The sequence below is a fragment of the Streptomyces sp. NBC_00237 genome (assembly GCF_026342435.1).
In the GTDB taxonomy this organism is placed as follows: Bacteria; Actinomycetota; Actinomycetes; order Streptomycetales; family Streptomycetaceae; genus Streptomyces.
Genome location: NZ_JAPEMT010000002.1, coordinates 2,650,186 through 2,670,664 on the forward strand (window position 1 = coordinate 2,650,186; position 20,479 = coordinate 2,670,664).

Annotated in this window: 31 protein-coding genes; 2 read left to right on the plus strand and 29 right to left on the minus strand. The window is 67.2% G+C overall.

Annotated elements, in window-relative coordinates; all coding sequences use genetic code 11:
• Nucleotides 1-19: 19 nt before the first annotated feature.
• Both rplM and OG897_RS25515 read right to left on the minus strand, forming a co-directional pair.
• Nucleotides 20-463, minus strand: a complete 444-nt coding sequence (rplM, locus tag OG897_RS25510) for a 50S ribosomal protein L13 (protein WP_266659676.1) — start codon at nucleotides 461-463, stop codon at nucleotides 20-22.
• A gap of 240 nt (nucleotides 464-703) precedes the next feature.
• Nucleotides 704-2,323 carry an ABC-F family ATP-binding cassette domain-containing protein gene (locus OG897_RS25515; RefSeq protein WP_266659678.1) on the minus strand — a complete coding sequence of 540 codons (1,620 nt, stop codon included), beginning with the start codon at nucleotides 2,321-2,323 and terminating at the stop codon, nucleotides 704-706.
• A gap of 86 nt (nucleotides 2,324-2,409) precedes the next feature.
• Between OG897_RS25515 and OG897_RS25520 the strand changes: the two genes are divergently transcribed.
• Nucleotides 2,410-3,618, plus strand: a complete 1,209-nt coding sequence (locus OG897_RS25520; protein ID WP_323188100.1) for a hypothetical protein — start codon at nucleotides 2,410-2,412, stop codon at nucleotides 3,616-3,618.
• A gap of 254 nt (nucleotides 3,619-3,872) precedes the next feature.
• Nucleotides 3,873-4,979, plus strand: a complete 1,107-nt coding sequence (locus OG897_RS25525; protein WP_266659680.1) for a hypothetical protein — start codon at nucleotides 3,873-3,875, stop codon at nucleotides 4,977-4,979.
• Between the two features lie 50 nt (nucleotides 4,980-5,029).
• Here the strand turns inward: OG897_RS25525 and OG897_RS25530 are convergent, their stop codons facing one another.
• From OG897_RS25530 to rpsS, 27 genes are all read right to left on the minus strand, one after another.
• Nucleotides 5,030-5,812 carry a hypothetical protein gene (locus tag OG897_RS25530; protein ID WP_266659682.1) on the minus strand — a complete coding sequence of 261 codons (783 nt, stop codon included), beginning with the start codon at nucleotides 5,810-5,812 and terminating at the stop codon, nucleotides 5,030-5,032.
• 126 nt (nucleotides 5,813-5,938) lie between these two features.
• Nucleotides 5,939-6,844, minus strand: coding sequence for a tRNA pseudouridine(38-40) synthase TruA (truA, locus tag OG897_RS25535; protein ID WP_266659684.1), 906 nt, complete (start codon nucleotides 6,842-6,844; stop codon nucleotides 5,939-5,941).
• A gap of 168 nt (nucleotides 6,845-7,012) precedes the next feature.
• Complete coding sequence (rplQ, locus tag OG897_RS25540) at nucleotides 7,013-7,498, minus strand: 50S ribosomal protein L17 (RefSeq protein ID WP_266659686.1); 486 nt, start codon at nucleotides 7,496-7,498, stop codon at nucleotides 7,013-7,015.
• Between the two features lie 127 nt (nucleotides 7,499-7,625).
• Nucleotides 7,626-8,648, minus strand: a complete 1,023-nt coding sequence (locus tag OG897_RS25545; protein ID WP_185028035.1) for a DNA-directed RNA polymerase subunit alpha — start codon at nucleotides 8,646-8,648, stop codon at nucleotides 7,626-7,628.
• A gap of 184 nt (nucleotides 8,649-8,832) precedes the next feature.
• Entirely contained in the window at nucleotides 8,833-9,237 is a 405-nt protein-coding gene (gene rpsK / locus OG897_RS25550; RefSeq protein ID WP_003948617.1) for a 30S ribosomal protein S11, read from the minus strand.
• A 74-nt stretch (nucleotides 9,238-9,311) separates the two neighbouring features.
• The gene (gene rpsM / locus OG897_RS25555; protein ID WP_266659690.1) at nucleotides 9,312-9,692 is read right to left on the minus strand and encodes a 30S ribosomal protein S13; all 381 of its coding nucleotides are present in this window, start codon (nucleotides 9,690-9,692) and stop codon (nucleotides 9,312-9,314) included.
• A 201-nt stretch (nucleotides 9,693-9,893) separates the two neighbouring features.
• The gene (gene rpmJ / locus OG897_RS25560) at nucleotides 9,894-10,007 is read right to left on the minus strand and encodes a 50S ribosomal protein L36 (protein WP_009740505.1); all 114 of its coding nucleotides are present in this window, start codon (nucleotides 10,005-10,007) and stop codon (nucleotides 9,894-9,896) included.
• A 58-nt stretch (nucleotides 10,008-10,065) separates the two neighbouring features.
• Nucleotides 10,066-10,287, minus strand: a complete 222-nt coding sequence (gene infA / locus OG897_RS25565) for a translation initiation factor IF-1 (protein WP_003956442.1) — start codon at nucleotides 10,285-10,287, stop codon at nucleotides 10,066-10,068.
• Nucleotides 10,288-10,461: 174 nt separating this feature from the next.
• Entirely contained in the window at nucleotides 10,462-11,298 is an 837-nt protein-coding gene (map, locus tag OG897_RS25570) for a type I methionyl aminopeptidase (protein ID WP_266659711.1), read from the minus strand.
• A gap of 119 nt (nucleotides 11,299-11,417) precedes the next feature.
• Nucleotides 11,418-12,095 carry an adenylate kinase gene (locus OG897_RS25575; protein WP_266659713.1) on the minus strand — a complete coding sequence of 226 codons (678 nt, stop codon included), beginning with the start codon at nucleotides 12,093-12,095 and terminating at the stop codon, nucleotides 11,418-11,420.
• Nucleotides 12,095-13,417: a preprotein translocase subunit SecY gene (secY, locus tag OG897_RS25580; RefSeq protein ID WP_266659715.1), complete on the minus strand. Its 1,323-nt coding sequence runs from the start codon at nucleotides 13,415-13,417 to the stop codon at nucleotides 12,095-12,097. The genes OG897_RS25575 and secY overlap by 1 nt, the downstream gene beginning before the upstream one ends.
• A 224-nt stretch (nucleotides 13,418-13,641) precedes the next feature.
• Nucleotides 13,642-14,097: a 50S ribosomal protein L15 gene (gene rplO / locus OG897_RS25585; protein ID WP_266659717.1), complete on the minus strand. Its 456-nt coding sequence runs from the start codon at nucleotides 14,095-14,097 to the stop codon at nucleotides 13,642-13,644.
• Nucleotide 14,098: 1 nt separating this feature from the next.
• Nucleotides 14,099-14,281: a 50S ribosomal protein L30 gene (gene rpmD, locus OG897_RS25590; RefSeq protein ID WP_266659719.1), complete on the minus strand. Its 183-nt coding sequence runs from the start codon at nucleotides 14,279-14,281 to the stop codon at nucleotides 14,099-14,101.
• Nucleotides 14,281-14,883 (minus strand): 30S ribosomal protein S5, encoded by a 603-nt coding sequence (gene rpsE, locus OG897_RS25595; protein ID WP_097866720.1) that lies wholly within the window; start codon nucleotides 14,881-14,883, stop codon nucleotides 14,281-14,283. Before rpsE ends, rpmD begins: the two co-directional genes overlap by 1 nt.
• 46 nt (nucleotides 14,884-14,929) lie before the next feature.
• Complete coding sequence (rplR, locus tag OG897_RS25600) at nucleotides 14,930-15,313, minus strand: 50S ribosomal protein L18 (protein WP_266659722.1); 384 nt, start codon at nucleotides 15,311-15,313, stop codon at nucleotides 14,930-14,932.
• Nucleotides 15,314-15,316: 3 nt separating this feature from the next.
• Complete coding sequence (gene rplF / locus OG897_RS25605) at nucleotides 15,317-15,856, minus strand: 50S ribosomal protein L6 (protein WP_266659724.1); 540 nt, start codon at nucleotides 15,854-15,856, stop codon at nucleotides 15,317-15,319.
• Nucleotides 15,857-15,877: 21 nt separating this feature from the next.
• Nucleotides 15,878-16,276 carry a 30S ribosomal protein S8 gene (gene rpsH / locus OG897_RS25610; RefSeq protein ID WP_266659726.1) on the minus strand — a complete coding sequence of 133 codons (399 nt, stop codon included), beginning with the start codon at nucleotides 16,274-16,276 and terminating at the stop codon, nucleotides 15,878-15,880.
• A 221-nt stretch (nucleotides 16,277-16,497) separates the two neighbouring features.
• Nucleotides 16,498-16,683, minus strand: a complete 186-nt coding sequence (locus tag OG897_RS25615) for a type Z 30S ribosomal protein S14 (protein ID WP_003956452.1) — start codon at nucleotides 16,681-16,683, stop codon at nucleotides 16,498-16,500.
• A gap of 5 nt (nucleotides 16,684-16,688) precedes the next feature.
• The gene (gene rplE / locus OG897_RS25620; RefSeq protein ID WP_266659728.1) at nucleotides 16,689-17,246 is read right to left on the minus strand and encodes a 50S ribosomal protein L5; all 558 of its coding nucleotides are present in this window, start codon (nucleotides 17,244-17,246) and stop codon (nucleotides 16,689-16,691) included.
• Nucleotides 17,246-17,557 carry a 50S ribosomal protein L24 gene (gene rplX / locus OG897_RS25625; RefSeq protein WP_189821105.1) on the minus strand — a complete coding sequence of 104 codons (312 nt, stop codon included), beginning with the start codon at nucleotides 17,555-17,557 and terminating at the stop codon, nucleotides 17,246-17,248. The genes rplE and rplX overlap by 1 nt, the downstream gene beginning before the upstream one ends.
• 2 nt (nucleotides 17,558-17,559) lie before the next feature.
• Nucleotides 17,560-17,928, minus strand: coding sequence for a 50S ribosomal protein L14 (gene rplN, locus OG897_RS25630; protein WP_003966950.1), 369 nt, complete (start codon nucleotides 17,926-17,928; stop codon nucleotides 17,560-17,562).
• 105 nt (nucleotides 17,929-18,033) lie between these two features.
• Nucleotides 18,034-18,318 (minus strand): 30S ribosomal protein S17, encoded by a 285-nt coding sequence (gene rpsQ / locus OG897_RS25635; protein ID WP_266659732.1) that lies wholly within the window; start codon nucleotides 18,316-18,318, stop codon nucleotides 18,034-18,036.
• On the minus strand, nucleotides 18,318-18,542 hold the full coding sequence (rpmC, locus tag OG897_RS25640; protein ID WP_138894199.1) for a 50S ribosomal protein L29: 225 nt from the start codon (nucleotides 18,540-18,542) through the stop codon (nucleotides 18,318-18,320). The genes rpsQ and rpmC overlap by 1 nt, the downstream gene beginning before the upstream one ends.
• A complete protein-coding gene (gene rplP, locus OG897_RS25645; protein ID WP_119286204.1) occupies nucleotides 18,542-18,961 on the minus strand; it encodes a 50S ribosomal protein L16 in 420 nt (139 codons plus the stop codon). The genes rpmC and rplP overlap by 1 nt, the downstream gene beginning before the upstream one ends.
• Before the next feature lie 5 nt (nucleotides 18,962-18,966).
• Nucleotides 18,967-19,809, minus strand: coding sequence for a 30S ribosomal protein S3 (rpsC, locus tag OG897_RS25650; RefSeq protein WP_266659737.1), 843 nt, complete (start codon nucleotides 19,807-19,809; stop codon nucleotides 18,967-18,969).
• Nucleotides 19,809-20,156, minus strand: coding sequence for a 50S ribosomal protein L22 (gene rplV, locus OG897_RS25655; RefSeq protein WP_016645177.1), 348 nt, complete (start codon nucleotides 20,154-20,156; stop codon nucleotides 19,809-19,811). The genes rpsC and rplV overlap by 1 nt, the downstream gene beginning before the upstream one ends.
• Before the next feature lie 41 nt (nucleotides 20,157-20,197).
• Complete coding sequence (gene rpsS / locus OG897_RS25660) at nucleotides 20,198-20,479, minus strand: 30S ribosomal protein S19 (protein ID WP_138894198.1); 282 nt, start codon at nucleotides 20,477-20,479, stop codon at nucleotides 20,198-20,200.

A 20,479-nucleotide genomic window follows, 5' to 3' on the forward strand; every position in this document is an offset into this window, starting at 1 on the left:
CTTAGGGGGGTGGCCGGAACTACTGCGCGACCTGGGTGATCTCGAACGGGACCGGCTGCTGAGCAGCGTGCGGGTGCTCGGGGCCCGCGTAGACCTTGAGCTTCGAGAGCATCTGACGGCCCAGGGTGTTCTTGGGGATCATGCCCTTGATGGCCTTCTCGACGGCCTTCTCCGGGCTCTTCTCCATGAGCTCGTCGTAGCGCATCGAGCGCAGACCGCCCGGGAAGCCCGAGTGGCGGTACGCCATCTTCTGGGTCTTCTTGTTGCCGGAGAGGTGGATCTTCTCGGCGTTGATGATGATGACGAAGTCACCCATGTCCATGTGCGGGGCATAGGTCGGCTTGTGCTTGCCCCGGAGGAGGTTCGCTGCCGTGGTCGCCAGACGGCCCAGGACGATGTCCTGCGCGTCGATGATGTGCCACTGGCGAGTGACATCGCCGGGCTTGGGGCTGTACGTACGCACTTCGTAGCCTTCGCTTCTTCAGTGGATGGGATCCAGACACACCTGAAGCGATCATGCAGCTGGGGCCCGCAATGCCGGGAACACCGCCCGTATGCGAGCCACTGGTAACTGCTCCAGGGAACCTACGTAAGGACTCTCGCGTGAGTACGCCTCTGCCCATACGTATAACAACACCCGAGACTACCCGCCCCACCCCGGACGGGTCAAAACACCCCGCTCCCACACCCCCCGCCCCGAGCGTCAGCGAGCCCGCTCCACCCTCCGCTCGTCCCACACCGGCTCCGGCGTCTCCCGTACGACCCCGTCCGCCCCGAACACCAGATACCGGTCGAAGGACTTCGCGAACCACCGGTCGTGCGTGACCGCCAGCACCGTCCCCTCGTACGCCTCCAGCCCCTCCTGCAACGCCTCCGCCGACTCCAGGTCCAGGTTGTCCGTCGGCTCGTCGAGCAGCAGAGCCGTGGTCCCCGCCAGCTCCAGCAGCAGGATCTGGAAACGGGCCTGCTGCCCGCCCGACAGCCGGTCGAAGCCCTGGTCCCCCTGCCCCTCCAGCTCGTACCGCCGCAGCACCGACATCGCGCCGCCCCGGTCCTTGGAGTGCTCGGACCACAGAATGTCGACCAGGGTGCGCCCCATCAGCTCCGGATGCGCGTGCGTCTGCGCGAAGTGCCCGGCCACGACCCGCGCCCCGAGCTTCCACATCCCGGTGTGCTTGACGTCGTCACCGGCCAGCAGGCGCAGGAAGTGCGACTTCCCGGACCCGTTCGACCCGAGTACGGCGACCCGCTCGCCGTAGAAGACCTCCAGGTCGAAGGGCTTCATCAGCCCGGTCAGCTCAAGCCCCTCGCAGGTGACGGCCCGCACCCCGGTGCGCCCGCCCCTCAGCCGCATCGTGATGTCCTGCTCACGCGGCGGCTCCGGCGGCGGCCCGACCTCCTCGAACTTCCGCAGCCTCGTCTGGGCGGCCGCGTACCGGGACGCCAGCTCATGGCTGATGGAGGCGGCCTGCCGCAGGTTCAGCACGAGCTTCTTCAGCTGCGCGTGCTTCTCGTCCCACCGTCGCCGCAGCTCCTCGAAGCGCGCGAACCGCTCCTTGCGCGCCTCGTGGTACGTGTCGAATCCACCGCCGTGAATCCAGACCTCCGACCCCGTGGGCCCCGGCTCCACGCTCGCGATCTTCTCCGCCGCCCGCGACAGGAGCTCCCTGTCGTGGCTGACGAAGAGAACCGTCTTCCGCGTCTCCTTGAGCTTCCCCTCAAGCCACCGCTTGCCGGGCACGTCCAGATAGTTGTCCGGCTCATCGAGCAGCAGCACCTCGTCCGGCCCCCGCAGCAGCGCCTCCAGCACCAGCCGCTTCTGCTCACCCCCACTGAGCGTGCGCACCTCGCGCCACTGCGCCTTCTCGTACGGAACGCCGAGCGCGGCCATGGTGCACATGTCCCAGACGGTCTCGGCCTCGTACCCCTGGACCTCCGCCCAGTCGCTCAGCGCCTGCGCGTACTCCATCTGCGCGGCCTCGTCGTCGCGCTCCAGAATCGCGCTCTCGGCCTTGTCGACGGCGGCAGCCGCCTCCCGGATCCGCGGCTGCGCCACCGACACCAACAGATCCCGCACGGTCCGCCCGTCCCGCACGGACCCCACGAACTGCCCCATCACCCCGAGCCCACCGCTCACGGTCACCGACCCCCCATGGGCCTGCAACTCCCCGGCGATGATCTTCAGCAGCGTCGTCTTCCCCGCCCCGTTGGGTCCGACGAGCGCGACGACAGCACCTTCCCCCACCCGGAACGAAACGTCGCCGAGCAGCACCCGCCCGTCCGGCAAGTAGTACTCGACATGTCCGACCTCAAGATGTCCCATACCGGCATTCTCGCCGCCCGCCCCTCCCCACCCCAACCGCATTACGTGCCTACGGCGCTCCGGCACGGGTCGTTAGGATGCGCGCCATGAGCATCGGGCATGGGGGACCCTCGGACGCCCCCGGGGCAAACCCCCCACACGGCACCCCCCAACCCCCCACCCCCCAAGGCCACTTCGGCCCACCCCTCCCCCACCCCCTTGACCAGCAGGGCCGCCCCAATCCCCAGCCCCTTGGGCAGCTGGGCCGCCCCGATCCCCAGCCCCTTGGGCAGCTGGGCCGCCCAGAGGGCGGAACGGGTGGGCAAGGGGCGGCCCCCGGCGGAGCCGCACCCTACGGTTCCCCCCGCCCCACCCCCGAGGCCCCCACCCCATACGGCACCGCCCCACCCACCCCCAACGGCCCCGCCCCGTACGGCACCGCCCCGCCCCACCCCTACACCGCCCACCCCGGCCCGACCGCGCAGGTCACCCCCGGAAACCCCACCCCCGACTGGTCCGCCCTCGCCGACGCCGCCGCCACCCGCACCCGCCGCAACCGCCTCCTCTACCTCGCCGGCGGCACCCTCGCCACCCTCGCCGTAGCCGCCCTCGTCACCACCGCGATCGTCTCCTCCGGCGACGGCTCCCCCTCCGACGGCAAGAACAACACCCTCCCCTCCCCCGAAACCCTCCCCACGGAGTCGGGAGGAGCCCCCACCCCCTCCTTCTCCCCCGTCGCACCCCCGCCCCCGCCCGACCCGAAGGACTTCATCTCCAGCGCCGAGAAGGACAAGGCCCCGCTCAGCGCGGACACCCTCTTCCCCGGCACGTCCCTCACCCTGGAGAACCGCACCTACGCCAAGGGCGCCACGAACCGCGTCACCAACTGCGCGTCGGGCACCCAGGGCCGCCTGGGCGGCATCCTCAACACCAACGGCTGCACCCAGCTCATCCGCGCGACCTTCACCAAGGGCGGCACGGCCGTCACCGTCGGCGTGGCGGTCTTCCCCACCGAAGCCCAAGCCCTCACGGCGAAGAATCAGGTGAAGGACGGCGTCGCCTCCCTCCCCGGCTCCGGCGTCCCCACCTTCTGCCGCAACGGCACGATCTGCCGCAAGACCGCCAACTCCTACGGCCGCTACGCCTACTTCACCGTCAGCGGCTTCACCGACAACAAGCGCGACGTCACCACCGAGGACAAGAACATCTACGCCCTCGGCGACGACACCGCGAAGTACACCTTCCTCCGCATCGTCGAACGCGGCCGCACCCAGGCATCCGCCGCCGCCACCGCCGACACGACCGCCAACAGCTGACAGAACCCCCACAGCCCCGGGCCCTGTCTGTGCTGATGCCGTACAGGCCCGGGCCCGCCCCTGGCGACCCACTCTCCCCCTGACTACCCTGACGCCGGGCCGCACACGGGCCCGCCACCATCGGGGAGCTGGAGCACATGAACACGGGCAGGAACGAAGAACAGCGCACGCCGGACACCCCTCCCCCGCCCAAAAGCCCCACCCGAGGGGCCTCCGGCACCGCCCCCACCCGCCCCCCGCTCCCTTCACGCCCCGTGAAGCCCAAACCCTCCGAGCCCCGGGCCGCCACCACCCCCGAGCCCACCGGCCCCTCCCGTACCGCACCGGACCCCCAGCCCACCAGCCCCTCCACGCCCACGCCGACCCCCCAGCCCGACCCCAATCCCCCCACGCCCGGAACCCCCACCCCGGACACCGAGCCGACCCCCGACGCCGACGCCCCCCAGGACAAAGCGAAGGCCAGCACGCCCCCCGACCTCACCTCCACCCCTGAGCGCGATTCCGGCCCCACCCCCAAGCCCAAGCCCGCCCCCTCCCACACCACCCAGCTCAGCACCGCCAAGCCCCACCTCAGCTGGCCCCAAGCCGTCCCCCACCAGCAGTCCCCCGCCATCCCCCAGCCCCCCACACCTCCCGTCCGCCCGGTACCCGCCGCCCGCCCCGCCCAGACCGCCCGCCCCACACCCCGTCCGGCAGCCCGCCCCACACCCCGCCCGGCGACGGCGTCCCGGCCCACCCCCGCACCCGCCGCGTCCCCCGCCCCCGCTCCCCCACGGGCCCGGGCCCACACCCCCTACCCCGGCACCCCCACACCCCCGCACCACAGCCAGCACCGCCAGCAGCCCGACGACGCCCTCGTCCCCGAACCGGCCGCCCCCAAGCCCCTGACCCCGGACGACCGCCGCGCCCTCCACCGCAGCCGCGCCACCGGATTCACCACCGGCGTCCTGCATGCTCTCGGCTTCACCCTGCTCGCCGTCTACGAGTACTACCGGACGACGGTGAACAACCTCAACGACCTGCAACGCGCCGCGGGCGGCTCCGACGAACTGCGCGAAATCGCCTCCATGCAGGCCGACTTGGTACGGGAGAGCTGGTACGGCATCGTCAGCGACGTCGCCCGCACGGTCACCTTCGACCAGCCCCGCGCCGCCCTGTGGACCGCGGTCTTCATCGCCGTCCTGGTACGCCTGAACGGCAGCGGCCCCCCACGCATCCAGCTCGGCCTCTCCGTACTGGCCTGCGGATACTGCGCCCTGCTCGCCCTGCTCTGGTTCCCGTTCCTCTACACGCTCGGCAGCGCCACCGTCGTCGCCCTGGCCGCGACCGGCGTCCTCCTCTGGGCAGCCACCCGCCGCTGACCGTCCACCCCCGGCAGCCCCGAGAAGGGCAGGCCGGGGGCCGTAGGCAGCTAGCCCCGGTAGACCATCGTGCAGAGCAGCGTGCCGCCCCCGTTCACCTTCCAGAACCAGTAGAGGGTCCTGTCGTCCACGGCCCGGCTGCACCCCGTCCGCCCGGACCCGGGCCCGTACACCCCGGTGATGTGCAGGACCGTGTCGTACGGCTTCGCGAGCTTCTTCGCCTTGCATTCGACCGCCGTCATCGACCCGAGCCGCATCGTCCCGCCGTCCGCCCCGGCGCCCTTCTCCGCCAGCACGCAGTACCCGGCCTTGTACTGCCGGGTCAGGCACAGCACCTTCTTGCCCTGGTCCGTCCTGTGCACCACGTACGACTGTCCGTCCCCCGTCGGGCACGCGCTCCAGCCGGTCCGCACCGCACTGACCCGCGTCAGCCCCGCGTCCCCCGCGCAGCCGACCTTCTGGGGTATCCGGGTGTTCCACCCGTCGCCGGTGTCGAAGAGCGCGAGGCAGTCCCCGGCACGGGCCGCCGCGAAGGCCGCCCCGATCGCCGCCCGGTCCACCCCTTCGTCCGGCTCCTCCCCGTCCTCCGACGCTTCACCGGCGCCCTTCCCGGAACCGGAGCTCCCCGGAACCGGACCGCCGCCACCTCCGCCGGACGCACCCGTCGCCCCCTTCTCGACGTCCGACTTCTTCGGCACGCCCAACGACACCCCGGCCGCCCGAGACGGCCGGTCGTCGTCGTCCTTCGACAGGATCTGCGGCAGCACCACCACCGCGAACAGCGCCACTGCCACCAGCAGCACCCACACCCCGCGTTTTCCCGCTCCCGTCATCACAGCCCCCGTACGCCACCCGAATCGATGTCTGAAAGCACCTTCCCACAGCCCACTGACAATGCGCCTGGACAAGTCCCCACAAGCTCCCTCAACACCCGCCCCCCTCACGCACCCTCACCAACATCAGCAACAACCGCCCCCGCTCTCCCCACTTCCCGGCAGGCCCCCCGGCAGGCCCCCCGGCGGACTTCCCGGCAGCGTCCGCACGTTCCGCGCCTCGACCGCCCGCGCCGCGAGCAGCTCGTCCGCCGGATACGCCACTTCCTCCAGCGTCAGCCCGTGCGCCTTCACCACGTGCACCGACGAGTCCCGCACCCGCGCCGCCAGCACCTTCGCGGGCCACTCCACGTCCCGGTGCCCGTCCCCCACGTGCAGCAGCGCCCCCACCAACGACCGCACCATGTTGTGGCAGAACGCGTCGGCCCGCACGGTCCCCGTGACGACCCCGTCCGCCCCCCGTTCCCACCACAGCTCCTGGAGCGTACGGATCGTCGTCGCCCCCTCCCGCTTCTTGCAGTACGCAGCGAAGTCGTGCTCCCCGACCAGCAGCGCCGCCGCCGCGTTCATCTTCTCGACGTCCAACTCCCAGTCGTGCCACAGCACATGACTGCGGATCAGCGGATCGACACCGCCCGGGTGATCCGTCACCCGGTACTGGTACCGGCGCCAGATCGCCGAGAACCGCGCGTTGAACCCCTCCGGCGCCCGCGCCACGCTCCACACCCGTACATCGTGCGCGAGCCGCCCCGCGAGCCGCCGCAGCAGCTTCTCCTCGTGCTCCGCCCACACCTCCTCCGGTAGGTCCACGTGCGCGACCTGCCCGCGCGCGTGCACCCCGGCGTCGGTCCGCCCGGCCACCGTCAGGTCGAAGTTCGTCTCCGACCGGGTGACCGTCCGCAGCGCCGCCTCGATCTCCCCCTGCACGGTCCGCCGCCCGCTGGGCTGCTTCGCCCACCCGGAGAAGTCCCTGCCGTCGTACGAGAGGTCCAGCCTCACCCGTACGAACCCGTCCGCCACCTCTTCAGCCACAACCAGCCTCCACGCTCGACCCGACAACCGAAACCCGACAACCGAAAACCCGACGACCCCACCCAGCAGAACAGGCCCACCCAGCACAACGGGCCCGCACAGCAGAACGGGCCCGCCCCCAGAAAACTGGGAACGGGCCCGTCCAGCACTACTCAGCAGTACTCGGTACTACTTGGACTCGTCGCCCTCGGGCTTCGCGTCCTCGACGACCTCAGCCTGCTCGGCCTTGGCGTCGTCTTCCTTCACGGCGCGCTTCGTGGCGGCCTCGGCCTCGCCGACAGCGTTCTGCTGCACGGTCAGGGCCTCGACCAGCTCGATGACGGCCATCGGGGCGTTGTCGCCACGACGGTTGCCGATCTTGGTGATGCGCGTGTAACCACCGGGGCGGTTCTCGTAGCGCGGGGCGATCTCGGTGAAGAGCGTGTGGACGATGCTCTTGTCCGTGATCGTCTGGAGCACCAGGCGACGGTTGTGGATGTCGCCCTTCTTCGCCTTGGTGACGAGACGCTCGGCGACGGGGCGCAGACGACGGGCCTTGGCCTCGGTCGTCGTGATGCGGCCGTGCTCGAACAGCGACTTCGCGAGGTTCGCGAGGAGCAGCTTCTCGTGCGCGGCGCTGCCGCCCAGACGGGCACCCTTTGCGGGACGCGGCATGGTGTTTCTCCTTGAATCTGCACCGGCCGTATCAGGTACCGGTGTCAGGACCCCACGAGCGGACGCTCACGGGCAGTCTGTGCCGGGTGCGCTCCACACGAAAGGGGAGCGCACCCGGGGGTGGTGCTTAGTACTGCTCGGTCTCCACGAAACCGGCATCCGCGTCGTCGTCGGCGCCGAAGGCGTCGGCGGCGGCGGTCGGGTCGAACCCGGGGGGGCTGTCCTTGAGGGCCAGGCCCATGCCGTTGAGCTTCATCTTGACCTCGTCGATCGACTTCGCACCGAAGTTACGAATGTCGAGCAGGTCCGCCTCGGAGCGGGCGACGAGCTCGCCCACCGAGTGGATGCCCTCGCGCTTGAGGCAGTTGTACGACCGGACGGTGAGCTCAAGCTCCTCGATCGGCAGGGCGAGATCGGCGGCCAGGGCCGCGTCCGTCGGCGACGGGCCCATGTCGATGCCCTCGGCGTCGATGTTGAGCTCACGCGCCAGACCGAACAGCTCGACCAGGGTCTTACCGGCAGACGCCATGGCGTCACGGGGACGCATGGCCTGCTTGGTCTCGACGTCGACGATCAGCTTGTCGAAGTCGGTGCGCTGCTCGACACGGGTCGCCTCGACCTTGTACGTGACCTTGAGCACCGGGGAGTAGATGGAGTCGACCGGAATACGACCGATCTCCTGGCCCACCTGCTTGTTCTGGACGGCGGAGACGTAGCCGCGACCGCGCTCGACGGTCAGCTCCATCTCCAGCTTGCCCTTGCCGTTGAGCGTGGCGAGGACCAGGTCCGGGTTGTGCACCTCGACACCGGCCGGGGGCGCGATGTCGGCAGCGGTGACCAGGCCGGGACCCTGCTTGCGCAGGTACATCACGACCGGCTCGTCGTGCTCCGAGGAGACGACCAGCTGCTTGATGTTGAGGATGAGGTCGGTGACGTCCTCCTTGACGCCCGGCACGGTGGTGAACTCGTGCAGGACACCGTCGATCCGGATGCTGGTGACAGCGGCACCCGGGATGGACGACAGGAGGGTACGACGCAGGGAGTTACCGAGCGTGTAACCGAAGCCCGGCTCCAGCGGCTCGATCACGAACCGGGAGCGGTACTCGTCGACGACCTCTTCGGTCAGCGACGGGCGCTGAGCAATAAGCATGGGGTTCCTTCTTGTTCTTGGCGCCCACTATTTGACGCCAACTACCACAAGGGTACGGGCGATACGGCCCCGAAGAGCTGTACCGCCCGAAACGCGAAGCGAGCGCCGTACGGAGGTCGGTCTCCGTACGGCCACTCACGACACGAGGTATTGCAGACGCGACGCCCGAAGAACGGGCGACGAATCAGACGCGACGACGCTTCGGCGGACGGCAGCCGTTGTGCGGCGTCGGGGTGACGTCCTGGATCGAACCGACCTCGAGGCCCGTGGCCTGGAGGGAGCGGATCGCGGTCTCACGGCCGGAGCCGGGACCCTTGACGAAGACGTCGACCTTGCGCATGCCGTGCTCCTGCGCGCGACGGGCAGCCGACTCGGCGGCCATCTGCGCGGCGAAGGGGGTGGACTTGCGCGAGCCCTTGAAGCCCACGTGGCCGGCGGAGGCCCACGAGATCACGTTGCCGGTCGGGTCCGTGATGGACACGATCGTGTTGTTGAACGTGCTCTTGATGTGAGCGTGGCCGTGAGCGACGTTCTTCTTTTCCTTGCGGCGCACCTTCTTGGCGGCGCCCTGACGTCCCTTGGGGGGCATGTCTTAACTCCAGATGGAGAGGGAGGTGGTCGGTCCTACAGCGAAGACCGCTTGGAAAGCGTGTCCGCTAAGGACTACTTCTTGCCCGGCTTCTTCTTGCCGGCGATCGCGCGACGCGGGCCCTTGCGGGTACGCGCGTTGGTGCTGGTGCGCTGACCGTGGACCGGGAGACCGCGACGGTGACGCAGACCCTGGTAGCAGCCGATCTCGACCTTGCGGCGGATGTCGGCCTGCACCTCGCGACGGAGGTCACCCTCGGTGCGCAGGTTGGCGTCAACGTACTCGCGGATCTTGACGAGGTCCTCTTCGGCCAGGTCACGAACGCGGGTGTTCGGGTTCACGCCGGTCGAGGCGAGAATCTCCTTGGACCGGGTGCGCCCGATACCGAAGACGTAGGTGAGTGCGATCTCCACACGCTTTTCGCGCGGGATGTCAACACCTGAAACGCGTGCCATTCAATGGCTCCAGTTGTTATCTCGGGGGTCTTCCACAGCGCTGCTCCCGACCGCCGACCTCACCACGCTGGATGAAGTGGTACGTCCGGGTCCCCGGCCCCCGCCGGAGGTGCCGCCAGCCTCAAGGACTGGACGTGCCCTGCGTATGTACGAATTGCTTGCGTCGCGCGAAGAACTGCGAGATGCAGGAAAGGTCGTGCGTCAGCCCTGGCGCTGCTTGTGGCGCAGGTTTTCGCAGATGACCATGACCCGACCGTGACGGCGGATCACCTTGCACTTGTCGCAGATCTTCTTGACGCTCGGCTTGACCTTCATGGGATGTCAGGTTCTCCGGGTCAGTGCCGCATACCCCCCGGAAGGGGCTCGGCAAGATCTACTTGTACCGGTAGACGATCCGGCCGCGCGTCAGGTCGTACGGAGAGAGCTCCACGACGACCCGGTCATCCGGGAGGATGCGGATGTAGTGCATCCGCATCTTGCCGCTGATGTGCGCGAGGACTTTGTGACCGTTCTGCAGTTCCACCTTGAACATTGCGTTCGGGAGGGACTCGATCACGGTGCCCTCGATTTCGATGGCACCTTGCTTCTTGGCCACGCTTCGCCCTTCGAATCGGCTACCTTGATCGGCTCTCGCACTGTGTATGCAGGCATACGGATGCACGCGAGCCGACGAGTCAGTCTACGTCAGGCCACCCGAAAAGACGAATCCGTCAAGTTTGCCCAACACTGATGATCGTTATGCGGCATTCACCCCACCGGGGCGAACCCTTCACGCAAGGGGATCCGGCGCCGCCGTGATCCCGTACTCCGCCAGCTTGGCCTTGCCGCCGTCGACGGCGGTCAGGACCAGCGGGCCGTTCTCGGTCAGCGCGATGGAGTGCTCCCAGTGCGAGGACCAGGTGCCGTCCGTCGTGATGACCGTCCAGTCGTCCGCGAGGGTCTCGGTCTGCGCCGTGCCCAGCGAGACCATCGGCTCGATGGCCAGGCAGACGCCAGGGACCAGCTTGATGCCCTTGCCCCGCTTGCGCGTGACGTAGTTCAGCAGGTGCGGGTCCATGTGCATCTCGGACCCGATGCCGTGCCCGCCGAAGTCCTCGATGATCCCGTACTTGCCGGTGGCCGGGCGGGGCTGGCGGCGGATGTAGCCCTCGATGGACTTGGAGATGTCGACGAGCCGGTTGCCCAGCTTCATGGCGGCGATGCCCGCCCACATCGACTCCTCGGTCACCCGGGACAGCTCCAGGAGCTCCGGCGCGTGCCCGCCGCCGACGAAGGCGGTGTACGCCGCGTCGCCGTGCCAGCCGTCGATGATGGCGCCGCAGTCCACGGAGATGATGTCGCCGTCCTTCAGAACGGTCTTCTCGTCCGGGATGCCGTGCACGACGACCTCGTTCACCGAGGTGCAGATGGTGGCGGGGAAGCCGCCGTACCCCAGGAAGTTGGACTTCGCGCCGTGCTCCGCGAGCACCTTGCGCGCGACCTCGTCCAGGTCCTTGGTGCTGGCGCCGGGAACGGCCGCCTCACGGGTCGCCGCGTGAATGGCGGCGACGACCAGCCCCGCCTCACGCATCTTCGCGATCTGCTCGGGAGTCTTGATCTCCACCATGGGTGTGCCTTCCACGCTCGTATGACTTCGGTTTCAACACTACGGCCCCAACAGCGAGGCCGCGGCGCCCTGAGGACACCGCGGCCTTCACCGTCGTACGTATGGGAGCCGGGCGGCGATTAAGCGCCCTGGCCTTCTGCCGGTTGCACATCGCGCTTCAGGGCGTCCATCGCGCGCGCGGTCACCTCGGCGACCTTGCCTTCCGCGGAGAGGGTGACCACCAGGCCCTGCGCCTTGTAGTGGTCGATGATCGGCTCGGTCTGCGTGTGGTAGACGTCGAGCCGCTTGCGCACGGTCTCCTCGGTGTCGTCCGAGCGCTGGAACAGCTCGCCGCCGCAGACGTCACAGACGCCCTCGGTCTTCGGCGGGCTGTACGTCGCGTGGAAGACGTGAGCGGAATCGTTGCGGCAGATCCGGCGTCCGGCGATCCGCTTGACGACCTCTTCCTCCGGGACCTCGAGGTCCAGGACGGCGTCCAGCTTCTGCCCCTGCTCCTTCAGCGCGGCGTCCAGGGCCTCGGCCTGGAAGACGTTGCGCGGGAAGCCGTCGAGCAGGAAGCCGTTCTCGGCGTCCGGCTGGGCCATGCGGTCCAGCGCCATGCCGATCGTGACCTCGTCGGGGACCAGATTTCCGGCGTCCATGATCGCCTTGGCCTCCAGGCCGAGGGGCGTGCCCTGGCTGATGTTGGCCCGGAAGAGGTCACCCGTCGAAATGTGCGGGATCGACAGGTTCGCGGCGAGGAACGCAGCCTGCGTTCCCTTGCCCGCGCCCGGCGGCCCGACGAGGACGATACGCATCAGCGGAGGAACCCTTCGTAATTGCGCTGCTGGAGCTGGCTCTCGATCTGCTTCACGGTCTCCAGACCCACACCCACGATGATGAGGATGCTTGTGCCGCCGAACGGGAAGTCCTGGCTGGCACCGAAGCCGGCCAACGCCATCGTCGGCACGAGAGCGATCAGACCCAGGTACAGCGATCCCGGCCACGTGATGCGGTTCAGCACGTAACTCAGGTACTCAGCAGTAGGTCGACCTGCCCGGATGCCCGGGATGAAGCCACCATACTTCTTCATGTTGTCGGCAACTTCCTCGGGGTTGAACGAGATCGCCACGTAGAAGAAGGCGAAGAACACGATCAGGAGGAAGTACGTGACGATGTAGTACGGGTGATCGCCCTTGGTCAGGTTGGTCTGGATCCACTGCGCCCAGGACGCGGTGGAACCGGAGAACTGGACGATCAAAGCAGGAATGTAGAGCAGCGAAGAAGCGAAGATGACGGGAATCACACCCGCCTGGTTCACCTTCAGCGGGATGTAAGTGGACGTACCGCCGTAGGACTTCCGGCCGATCATCCGCTTCGCGTACTGCACGGGGATGCGGCGCTGGGCCTGTTCCACGAACACCACGAGCGCGACCATCGCGAATCCGACGAGGATGACGATGCCGAACTCGATCCAGCCGTCGGCCATCTTGCCGCCGTCCTTGATGGCCCACAGCGACGCCGGGAAGCCCGCGGCGATCGAGATGAACATCAGGATGGACATGCCGTTGCCGATGCCGCGGTCGGTGATGAGCTCACCGAGCCACATGACCATCGCGGTGCCTGCGGTCATCGTGATGACCATGACCGCGGTGGTGAAGATCGACTTGTCCGGCACGATCTGCGAGCGGACCGCCTCGGCGCAGCCCTGGAACAGGGCGCCGGAGTTGGCGGTGGCCACGAGACCGGTGCCCTGGAGGATGGCGAGCGCCACGGTCAGATAACGCGTGTACTGCGTGATCTTCGCCGTGCCGGACTGCCCCTCCTTCTTCAGGGCCTCCAGCCGTGGGATGACCACGGTCAGCAGCTGAAGGATGATGCTCGCCGTGATGTACGGCATGATGCCGAGCGCGAAGATGGTGATCTGCAACAGCGCGCCACCACTGAACATGTTGACCAGGCTGAAGAGCCCGCCCCCGCTTTCCTTCGCGGAGTCGACGCAGATCTGGACGTTCTGGTAGTTGACGCCCGGGACAGGAATGTGCGCGCCGAGCCTGAACAGCACAATGATGCCGAGTGTGAAGAGCAGCTTCTTGCGCAGGTCGGGCGTCTTGAACGCCCGGGCGAACGCGGTGAGCACGGTGCCTCCTGCGACCCCCGCGCTACTGCGTCGAAGGGTGACGGTATTGAGGATCGACGAATACGTATCAGTCAAAGAACGAGCGGACAGCGTTGTGGGCACACCGCGCGAAAGTTAACAGTGCACGCCACCATACCGGCGGACCCCGCCCCCTAGGAACGACCAACCGGGGATGCCCCAAATGAGAGGCATCCCCGGTCGGATGTTCAAGCCATCGAGCTGTCTCAGACGAGCTCGGTGACGCTGCCGCCAGCGGCAGCGATCTTCTCCTTGGCGGAGGCGGAAGCGGCGTCAACCGAAACCGTCAGTGCCACGGAGATCTCGCCCTGGCCCAGGACCTTGACGAGGTGGTTGTTGCGCACGGCGCCCTTGGCGACCAGGTCGGCCACCGTGACCTCTCCACCCTGCGGGTAGAGCTCGGCCAGCTTGTCCAGGTTCACGACCTGGAACTCCGTGCGGAACGGGTTCTTGAAGCCCTTCAGCTTCGGCAGGCGCATGTGGAGGGGCATCTGGCCACCCTCGAAGCGCTGCGGAACCTGGTAACGGGCCTTCGTGCCCTTGGTACCACGGCCTGCCGTCTTACCCTTCGACGCCTCACCACGACCCACACGGGTCTTGGCGGTCTTGGCGCCCGGGGCCGGACGGAGGTTGTGGACCTTCAGCGGGTTGTTCTCCGCCATGTCAGTCGACCTCCTTGACCGACACGAGGTGACGGACGGTGTGCACCATTCCGCGGAACTCGGGGCGGTCCTCCTTGACAACCGTGTCGTTCAGCCGCTTCAGGCCGAGCGAACGCAGGGTGTCGCGGTGGTTCTGCTTGCTGCCGATGTACGACTTCGTCTGCGTGATCTCGAGACGGGCCATTACGCACCCGCTCCCGCACGCGCACGGAGCAGAGCCGCCGGAGCGACGTCCTCGAGGGGCAGACCACGGCGAGCCGCGATCTCCTCGGGACGCTGCAGACCCTGGAGGGCCGCGACGGTCGCGTGCACGATGTTGATCGCGTTCGAGGAACCGAGCGACTTCGACAGAATGTCGTGAACGCCGGCGCACTCGAGTACGGCACGCACCGGGCCACCGGCGATAACGCCGGTACCGGGGGAAGCAGGCTTGAGCAGGACGACGCCCGCGGCCTTCTCGCCCGTGATCGGGTGCGGGATGGTGCCCTGAATGCGGGGAACCTTGAAGAAGCTCTTCTTGGCCTCTTCAACGCCCTTGGCGATGGCCGCGGGAACTTCCTTGGCCTTGCCGTAACCGACACCTACGGTGCCGTCACCGTCTCCGACCACGACGAGCGCGGTGAAGCTGAAGCGACGACCACCCTTGACAACCTTGGCAACGCGGTTGATCGCGACAACGCGCTCAACGTAAGCGGTCTTCTCGGCGGCAGCGCCACCGTCGCGACCCTTCCGGTCCCGCCGCTCGCCGCCACCGGCACCGCTTCCGCGGCGCTGGGGTCCAGCCATTGGATTTACCTCTCTCTGTTACGTCCGTTAGTCCCGGAACCGGGGCTTAGAACTTCAGCCCGGCTTCGCGGGCGGCGTCAGCCAGAGCGGCAATGCGCCCGGCGTACCTGTTGCCACCACGGTCGAACACGACGGTCTCAACGCCGGCAGCCTTCGCACGCTCGGCGACAAGTGCGCCGACCTGCTGGGCCTGGGCGCTCTTGTCGCCCTCGCCGCCGCGGATCGAAACGTCCAGGGTCGACGCCGACGCGAGCGTGTGGCCCGCGATGTCGTCGATGACCTGAGCGGTCACGTTGCGGTTGGACCGCGTCACGACCAGGCGAGGACGCTCCGGCGTGCCGGAGACGTGCTTGCGGATGCGGATGTGGCGACGCTTGATGGCAGCGCGCTTGTACGCGTCACCCTTGGCGATCTTTACACCGTATGCCATGGCTTACTTACCCGCCTTTCCGACCTTGCGGCGGATGACCTCGCCGGCGTACTTGACGCCCTTGGCCTTGTACGGGTCGGGCTTCCGCAGCTTGCGGATGTTAGCGGCGACCTCGCCGACCTTCTGCTTGTCGATGCCCTCGACGCTGAGCTTCGTGGGCGACTCGACCTTGAAGGAGATGCCTTCCGGCGCCTCGATCACGATGGGGTGGCTGTAGCCCAGGGCGAACTCCAGGTTGGAGCCCTTCGCCTGGACGCGGTAACCGACACCGCTGATTTCGAGCGCCTTGCTGTATCCCTGGGTCACACCGGTGATCATGTTCGCCACCAGCGTGCGGGACAGGCCGTGCAGGGCCTTGTTCTGACGCTCGTCATTGGGGCGGTTGACGTTGAGCACGCCGTCCTCGCCCTTAACAATCTCGATCGGCGCAGCGACGGTGTGGGAGAGGGAGCCCTTGGGACCCTTCACCGAAACCGTGCGGCCGTCGATGGTGACGTCCACACCAGCGGGAACCTGGATGGGGAGCTTGCCGATTCGCGACATGAGCTTTCCTTCCTTTCCCGACTACCAGACGTAGGCGAGGACTTCCCCACCTACGCCCTTCTTGCCTGCCTGCTGGCCGGTCAGAAGACCGTGCGACGTGGAGATGATCGCCACGCCGAGGCCGCCGAGGACCTTGGGCAGGTTGGTGGACTTCGCGTACACGCGCAGACCCGGCTTCGAAATACGCTTGATGCCGGCGATCGAACGCTCGCGGTTCGGACCGAACTTCAGGTCGAGAACGAGGTTCTTGCCGACCTCGGCGTCCTCGACCTTCCAGCCGGTGATGAAGCCCTCCTGCTGGAGGATCTCCGCGATGTGCGACTTGATCTTGCTGTGCGGCATCACGACGGTGTCGTGGTACGCCGAGTTTGCGTTACGCAGACGCGTGAGCATGTCTGCGATGGGATCAGTCATGGTCATGAGTTGGCCTTCGGCCTCTCTCGCCGGGGTTTCCTGTATGCGCCATCCCTCTCCCCACTCAGAGGCGGGACGGGTGCGGTGCGGGGACCTACGGCGTAGTAAGTCGTTATGGGCGGCAGGCGCCCAACCCTTCTAGCCTACGGCATTCGGGGTGGGGCTCCTGCCGACCAGATACTTACCGAGAGCCCTGGAAAATCCGTACGCCCAAAGGGCAGTACTGACTACCAGGAGCTCTTGGTCACGCCCGGGAGCTCGCCGCGGTGAGCCATCTCACGAAGGCACACACGGCAGAGGCCGAACTTGCGGTACACGGAGTGGGGACGACCGCAGCGCTGGCAGCGCGTGTAAGCGCGCACACCGAACTTGGGCTTGCGGGCAGCCTTCGCGATAAGAGCCTTCTTCGCCATCTCGCTTACGCCTCCTTGAAGGGGAAGCCGAGGTGACGAAGGAGGGCGCGGCCCTCGTCGTCGTTGGTCGCCGTGGTGACCACGGTGATGTCCATACCCCGGGTACGGTCGATCTTGTCCTGGTCGATCTCGTGGAACATGACCTGCTCGGTGAGACCGAAGGTGTAGTTGCCACGGCCGTCGAACTGCTTCGGCGACAGACCACGGAAGTCGCGGATACGCGGCAGCGCGAGCGACAGCGTACGGTCCAGGAACTCCCACATGCGGTCACCGCGGAGGGTGACGTGGCAGCCGATCGGCTGACCCTCGCGCAGCTTGAACTGCGCGATGGACTTGCGGGCCTTCGTGACGGCCGGCTTCTGACCCGTGATGGTCGTCAGGTCCTTGATGGCCCCGTCGATCAGCTTCGAGTCACGGGCGGCGTCGCCGACACCCATGTTGACCACGATCTTGACCAGACCGGGGATCTGCATGACGTTCTCGTAGGAGAACTCCTCACGCAGCTTGCCCGTGATCTCCTCGCGGTAGCGCAGCTTGAGGCGCGGTGCGGTGGTGGCAGTCATCAGATGTCCTCACCAGTCCGCTTGGCAACGCGGATCTTGTTGCCCTCGTCGTCAAAGCGGTAGCCGACGCGGGTAACGACCTTGTTGCCGTCCTTCTCCACAACCAGCTGAACGTTGCTGACGTGGACCGGAGCCTCGGTCGTCACGATGCCGCCGGCCTGGTTCTGGCCGGCCTTCGTGTGCTTCTTGACCCGGTTGACACCCTCGACCAGGACGCGGTCCTCGCGGGGGAAGGCCTGAACGACCTTGCCCTGCTTGCCCTTGTCCTTACCGGTGATGACCTGAACCAGGTCGCCCTTCTTGATCTTCATGCTTACAGCACCTCCGGCGCGAGCGAGATGATCTTCATGAACTTCTTCTCGCGCAGCTCACGGCCCACCGGGCCGAAGATACGGGTGCCGCGGGGGTCGCCGTCGTTCTTGAGAATGACAGCGGCGTTCTCGTCGAAGCGGATGTACGAGCCATCCTGGCGACGACGCTCCTTGACGGTGCGAACGATGACGGCCTTGACGACGTCACCCTTCTTCACGTTGCCACCGGGGATTGCGTCCTTGACGGTGGCGACGATGACGTCACCGATGCCCGCGTAGCGGCGACCCGAGCCACCGAGAACACGGATGGTGAGAATTTCCTTCGCACCCGTGTTGTCGGCGACCCGAAGTCGCGACTCCTGCTGGATCACGTCTATCTCCTGAATCGTCTGCCGGTTCCCGGTGGGGGACGTATCGCTACGTCCCCCACCGAGCCTGGCGGAACTGCCTAGTGGGGAAACCCCCTCTAGGAATTACTACTTGGCCTTCTCGAGGATCTCGACGATGCGCCAGCGCTTCGAGGCCGACAGCGGACGCGTCTCCATGATGATGACGCGGTCGCCGACACCGGCAGCGTTGGACTCGTCGTGAGCCTTGAGCTTGTTCGTACGGCGGATGACCTTGCCGTACAGCGCGTGCTTGACGCGGTCCTCGACAGCGACGACGACGGTCTTGTCCATCTTGTCGCTGACGACGAGACCCTCACGGGTCTTGCGGAAACCGCGCTGCTCAGTCGTCTCAGTCACATTCTTCTCGCTCATCAGGCACTCTCCACCGTCTCGATGCCCAGCTCGCGCTCGCGCATCAGGGTGTAGATCCGGGCGATGTCCTTACGGACGGACTTGAGCCGGCCGTGGTTTTCGAGCTGCCCGGTCGCCGCCTGGAAGCGGAGGTTGAACAGTTCTTCCTTGGCCTCACGGAGCTTCGCGACGAGGTCCTCGTCGTTCAGCTCGCGCAGCTCAGTCGCCTTCGTACCGGCCACCATCACGACTCACCTGCCTCGCGCCGAACAATCCGGCACTTCATCGGAAGCTTGTGAGCAGCGCGGGTAAGCGCCTCACGAGCAATCTTCTCGTTCGGGTAGGACAGCTCGAACATCACCCGACCGGGCTTGACATTCGCGATCCACCACTCGGGGGAACCCTTACCGGAACCCATGCGGGTCTCGGCAGGCTTCTTGGTGAGCGGACGGTCCGGGTAGATGTTGATCCAGACCTTGCCGCCACGCTTGATGTGGCGGGTCATCGCGATACGAGCCGCTTCGATCTGGCGGTTCGTCACGTAGGCCGGGGTCAGCGCCTGGATGCCGTACTCGCCGAATGCGACCTCAGTACCACCCTTGGCCATACCACTGCGCTTGGGGTGGTGCTGCTTGCGGTGCTTGACCCTACGAGGGATCAGCATGTCGGTCAGGCCTCCGTTCCGGTGCTCTCAGCCGGAGCAGCGGCGACGGGAGCGTCGGCCTTGGGGGCCTCGGCTGCCGGCGCGGACTGCTGCGGCTTGCGGCCGCGGCCGCCACGCTCGCCACCACGGCCACCACGGGCCGGGCGGTCGGCTGCGCCACCGGCGCCACGGGCCGGGCGGTTACCCGCACGGGCCGCAGCGTTCTCGGCGCGAACCTCGGCGATGTTCTTGACGTCGCCCTTGTAGATCCAGACCTTGACGCCAATGCGACCGAAGGTCGTCTTGGCCTCGAAGAAGCCGTAGTCCACGTTCGCGCGGAGCGTGTGCAGCGGCACACGACCCTCGCGGTAGAACTCGGAGCGGGACATCTCGGCGCCGCCGAGGCGACCGCCGCACTGGATCTTGATGCCCTTGGCGCCGGCCTTCATCGTGCCCTGCATGCTCTTACGCATGGCGCGACGGAAGGAGACGCGGGAGGAGAGCTGCTCGGCAACGGCCTGAGCAACCAGCTGAGCGTCCATCTCGGGGTTCTTGACCTCGAGGATGTTCAGCTGGACCTGCTTGCCCGTGAGCTTCTCGAGGTCACCGCGAATGCGGTCGGCCTCGGCGCCACGGCGGCCGATGACGATGCCCGGACGAGCGGTGTGGATGTCCACACGCACGCGGTCACGGGTGCGCTCGATCTCCACCTTCGAGATGCCGGCGCGCTCCATGCCGGACGTCATCATCCTGCGGATGGCGACGTCTTCCTTGACGTAGTCCTTGTACAGCTTGTCGGCGTACCAACGGGACTTGAAGTCCGTGGTAATGCCGAGCCGGAACCCGTGCGGGTTTACCTTCTGGCCCATTACCGGGTTCCTTCCTTGCTGCTGACGACCACGGTGATGTGGCTGGTCCGCTTACGGATCCGGTAGGCACGGCCCTGAGCACGCGGACGGAACCGCTTCAGGGTCGGGCCCTCGTCCACGTACGCTTCGCTGATGACCAGCGAAGAAGCGTCCGAGTGGTCGTAGTTGTGTGCTGCGTTGGCGATGGCGCTGTCAAGCACCTTGCCAACCGGCACGCTCGCGGCCTGCGGGGCGAAACGCAGGACCGCCTGAGCCTCCGTGGCATCCATGCCACGGATAAGGTCCACCACTCGGCGGGCCTTCATGGGCGTGACGCGGATGTACCGCGCCTGGGCCCTGGCTTCCATGGTTGTCCCTTCGGTGTCGTTCATAGTCTTCGCACCCCGCCTTAGCGGCGCTTCGACTTGCGGTCGTCCTTGACGTGGCCGCGGAAGGTGCGGGTCGGCGCAAACTCGCCGAGCTTGTGGCCGACCATCGACTCGGTGACGAACACCGGGACGTGGATCTTGCCGTTGTGCACCGCGATGGTGTGACCCAGCATGCTGGGGATGATCATCGAGCGCCGGGACCAGGTCTTGATGACGTTCTTGGTGCCAGCTTCGTTCTGGACGTCCACCTTCTTTACGAGGTGTCCGTCGACGAAGGGCCCCTTCTTGAGACTGCGCGGCAT

Coding starts and splice junctions, on each gene's coding strand:
- OG897_RS25515 (WP_266659678.1), bottom strand. CDS start 2,323: ATGGGACATCTTGAGGTCGGACATGTCGAGTACTACTTGCCGGACGGG.
- OG897_RS25520 (WP_323188100.1), top strand. CDS start 2,410: ATGAGCATCGGGCATGGGGGACCCTCGGACGCCCCCGGGGCAAACCCC.
- OG897_RS25530 (WP_266659682.1), bottom strand. CDS start 5,812: ATGACGGGAGCGGGAAAACGCGGGGTGTGGGTGCTGCTGGTGGCAGTG.
- rplQ (WP_266659686.1), bottom strand. CDS start 7,498: ATGCCGCGTCCCGCAAAGGGTGCCCGTCTGGGCGGCAGCGCCGCGCAC.
- OG897_RS25545 (WP_185028035.1), bottom strand. CDS start 8,648: ATGCTTATTGCTCAGCGCCCGTCGCTGACCGAAGAGGTCGTCGACGAG.
- rpsK (WP_003948617.1), bottom strand. CDS start 9,237: ATGCCCCCCAAGGGACGTCAGGGCGCCGCCAAGAAGGTGCGCCGCAAG.
- rpsM (WP_266659690.1), bottom strand. CDS start 9,692: ATGGCACGCGTTTCAGGTGTTGACATCCCGCGCGAAAAGCGTGTGGAG.
- rpmJ (WP_009740505.1), bottom strand. CDS start 10,007: ATGAAGGTCAAGCCGAGCGTCAAGAAGATCTGCGACAAGTGCAAGGTG.
- map (WP_266659711.1), bottom strand. CDS start 11,298: ATGGTGGAGATCAAGACTCCCGAGCAGATCGCGAAGATGCGTGAGGCG.
- OG897_RS25575 (WP_266659713.1), bottom strand. CDS start 12,095: ATGCGTATCGTCCTCGTCGGGCCGCCGGGCGCGGGCAAGGGAACGCAG.
- rplO (WP_266659717.1), bottom strand. CDS start 14,097: ATGGCGGAGAACAACCCGCTGAAGGTCCACAACCTCCGTCCGGCCCCG.
- rpmD (WP_266659719.1), bottom strand. CDS start 14,281: ATGGCCCGTCTCGAGATCACGCAGACGAAGTCGTACATCGGCAGCAAG.
- rpsE (WP_097866720.1), bottom strand. CDS start 14,883: ATGGCTGGACCCCAGCGCCGCGGAAGCGGTGCCGGTGGCGGCGAGCGG.
- rplR (WP_266659722.1), bottom strand. CDS start 15,313: ATGGCATACGGTGTAAAGATCGCCAAGGGTGACGCGTACAAGCGCGCT.
- rplF (WP_266659724.1), bottom strand. CDS start 15,856: ATGTCGCGAATCGGCAAGCTCCCCATCCAGGTTCCCGCTGGTGTGGAC.
- rpsH (WP_266659726.1), bottom strand. CDS start 16,276: ATGACCATGACTGATCCCATCGCAGACATGCTCACGCGTCTGCGTAAC.
- OG897_RS25615 (WP_003956452.1), bottom strand. CDS start 16,683: ATGGCGAAGAAGGCTCTTATCGCGAAGGCTGCCCGCAAGCCCAAGTTC.
- rplE (WP_266659728.1), bottom strand. CDS start 17,246: ATGACTGCCACCACCGCACCGCGCCTCAAGCTGCGCTACCGCGAGGAG.
- rplX (WP_189821105.1), bottom strand. CDS start 17,557: ATGAAGATCAAGAAGGGCGACCTGGTTCAGGTCATCACCGGTAAGGAC.
- rpsQ (WP_266659732.1), bottom strand. CDS start 18,318: ATGAGCGAGAAGAATGTGACTGAGACGACTGAGCAGCGCGGTTTCCGC.
- rpmC (WP_138894199.1), bottom strand. CDS start 18,542: ATGGTGGCCGGTACGAAGGCGACTGAGCTGCGCGAGCTGAACGACGAG.
- rplP (WP_119286204.1), bottom strand. CDS start 18,961: ATGCTGATCCCTCGTAGGGTCAAGCACCGCAAGCAGCACCACCCCAAG.
- rpsC (WP_266659737.1), bottom strand. CDS start 19,809: ATGGGCCAGAAGGTAAACCCGCACGGGTTCCGGCTCGGCATTACCACG.
- rplV (WP_016645177.1), bottom strand. CDS start 20,156: ATGGAAGCCAGGGCCCAGGCGCGGTACATCCGCGTCACGCCCATGAAG.
- rpsS (WP_138894198.1), bottom strand. CDS start 20,479: ATGCCGCGCAGTCTCAAGAAGGGGCCCTTCGTCGACGGACACCTCGTA.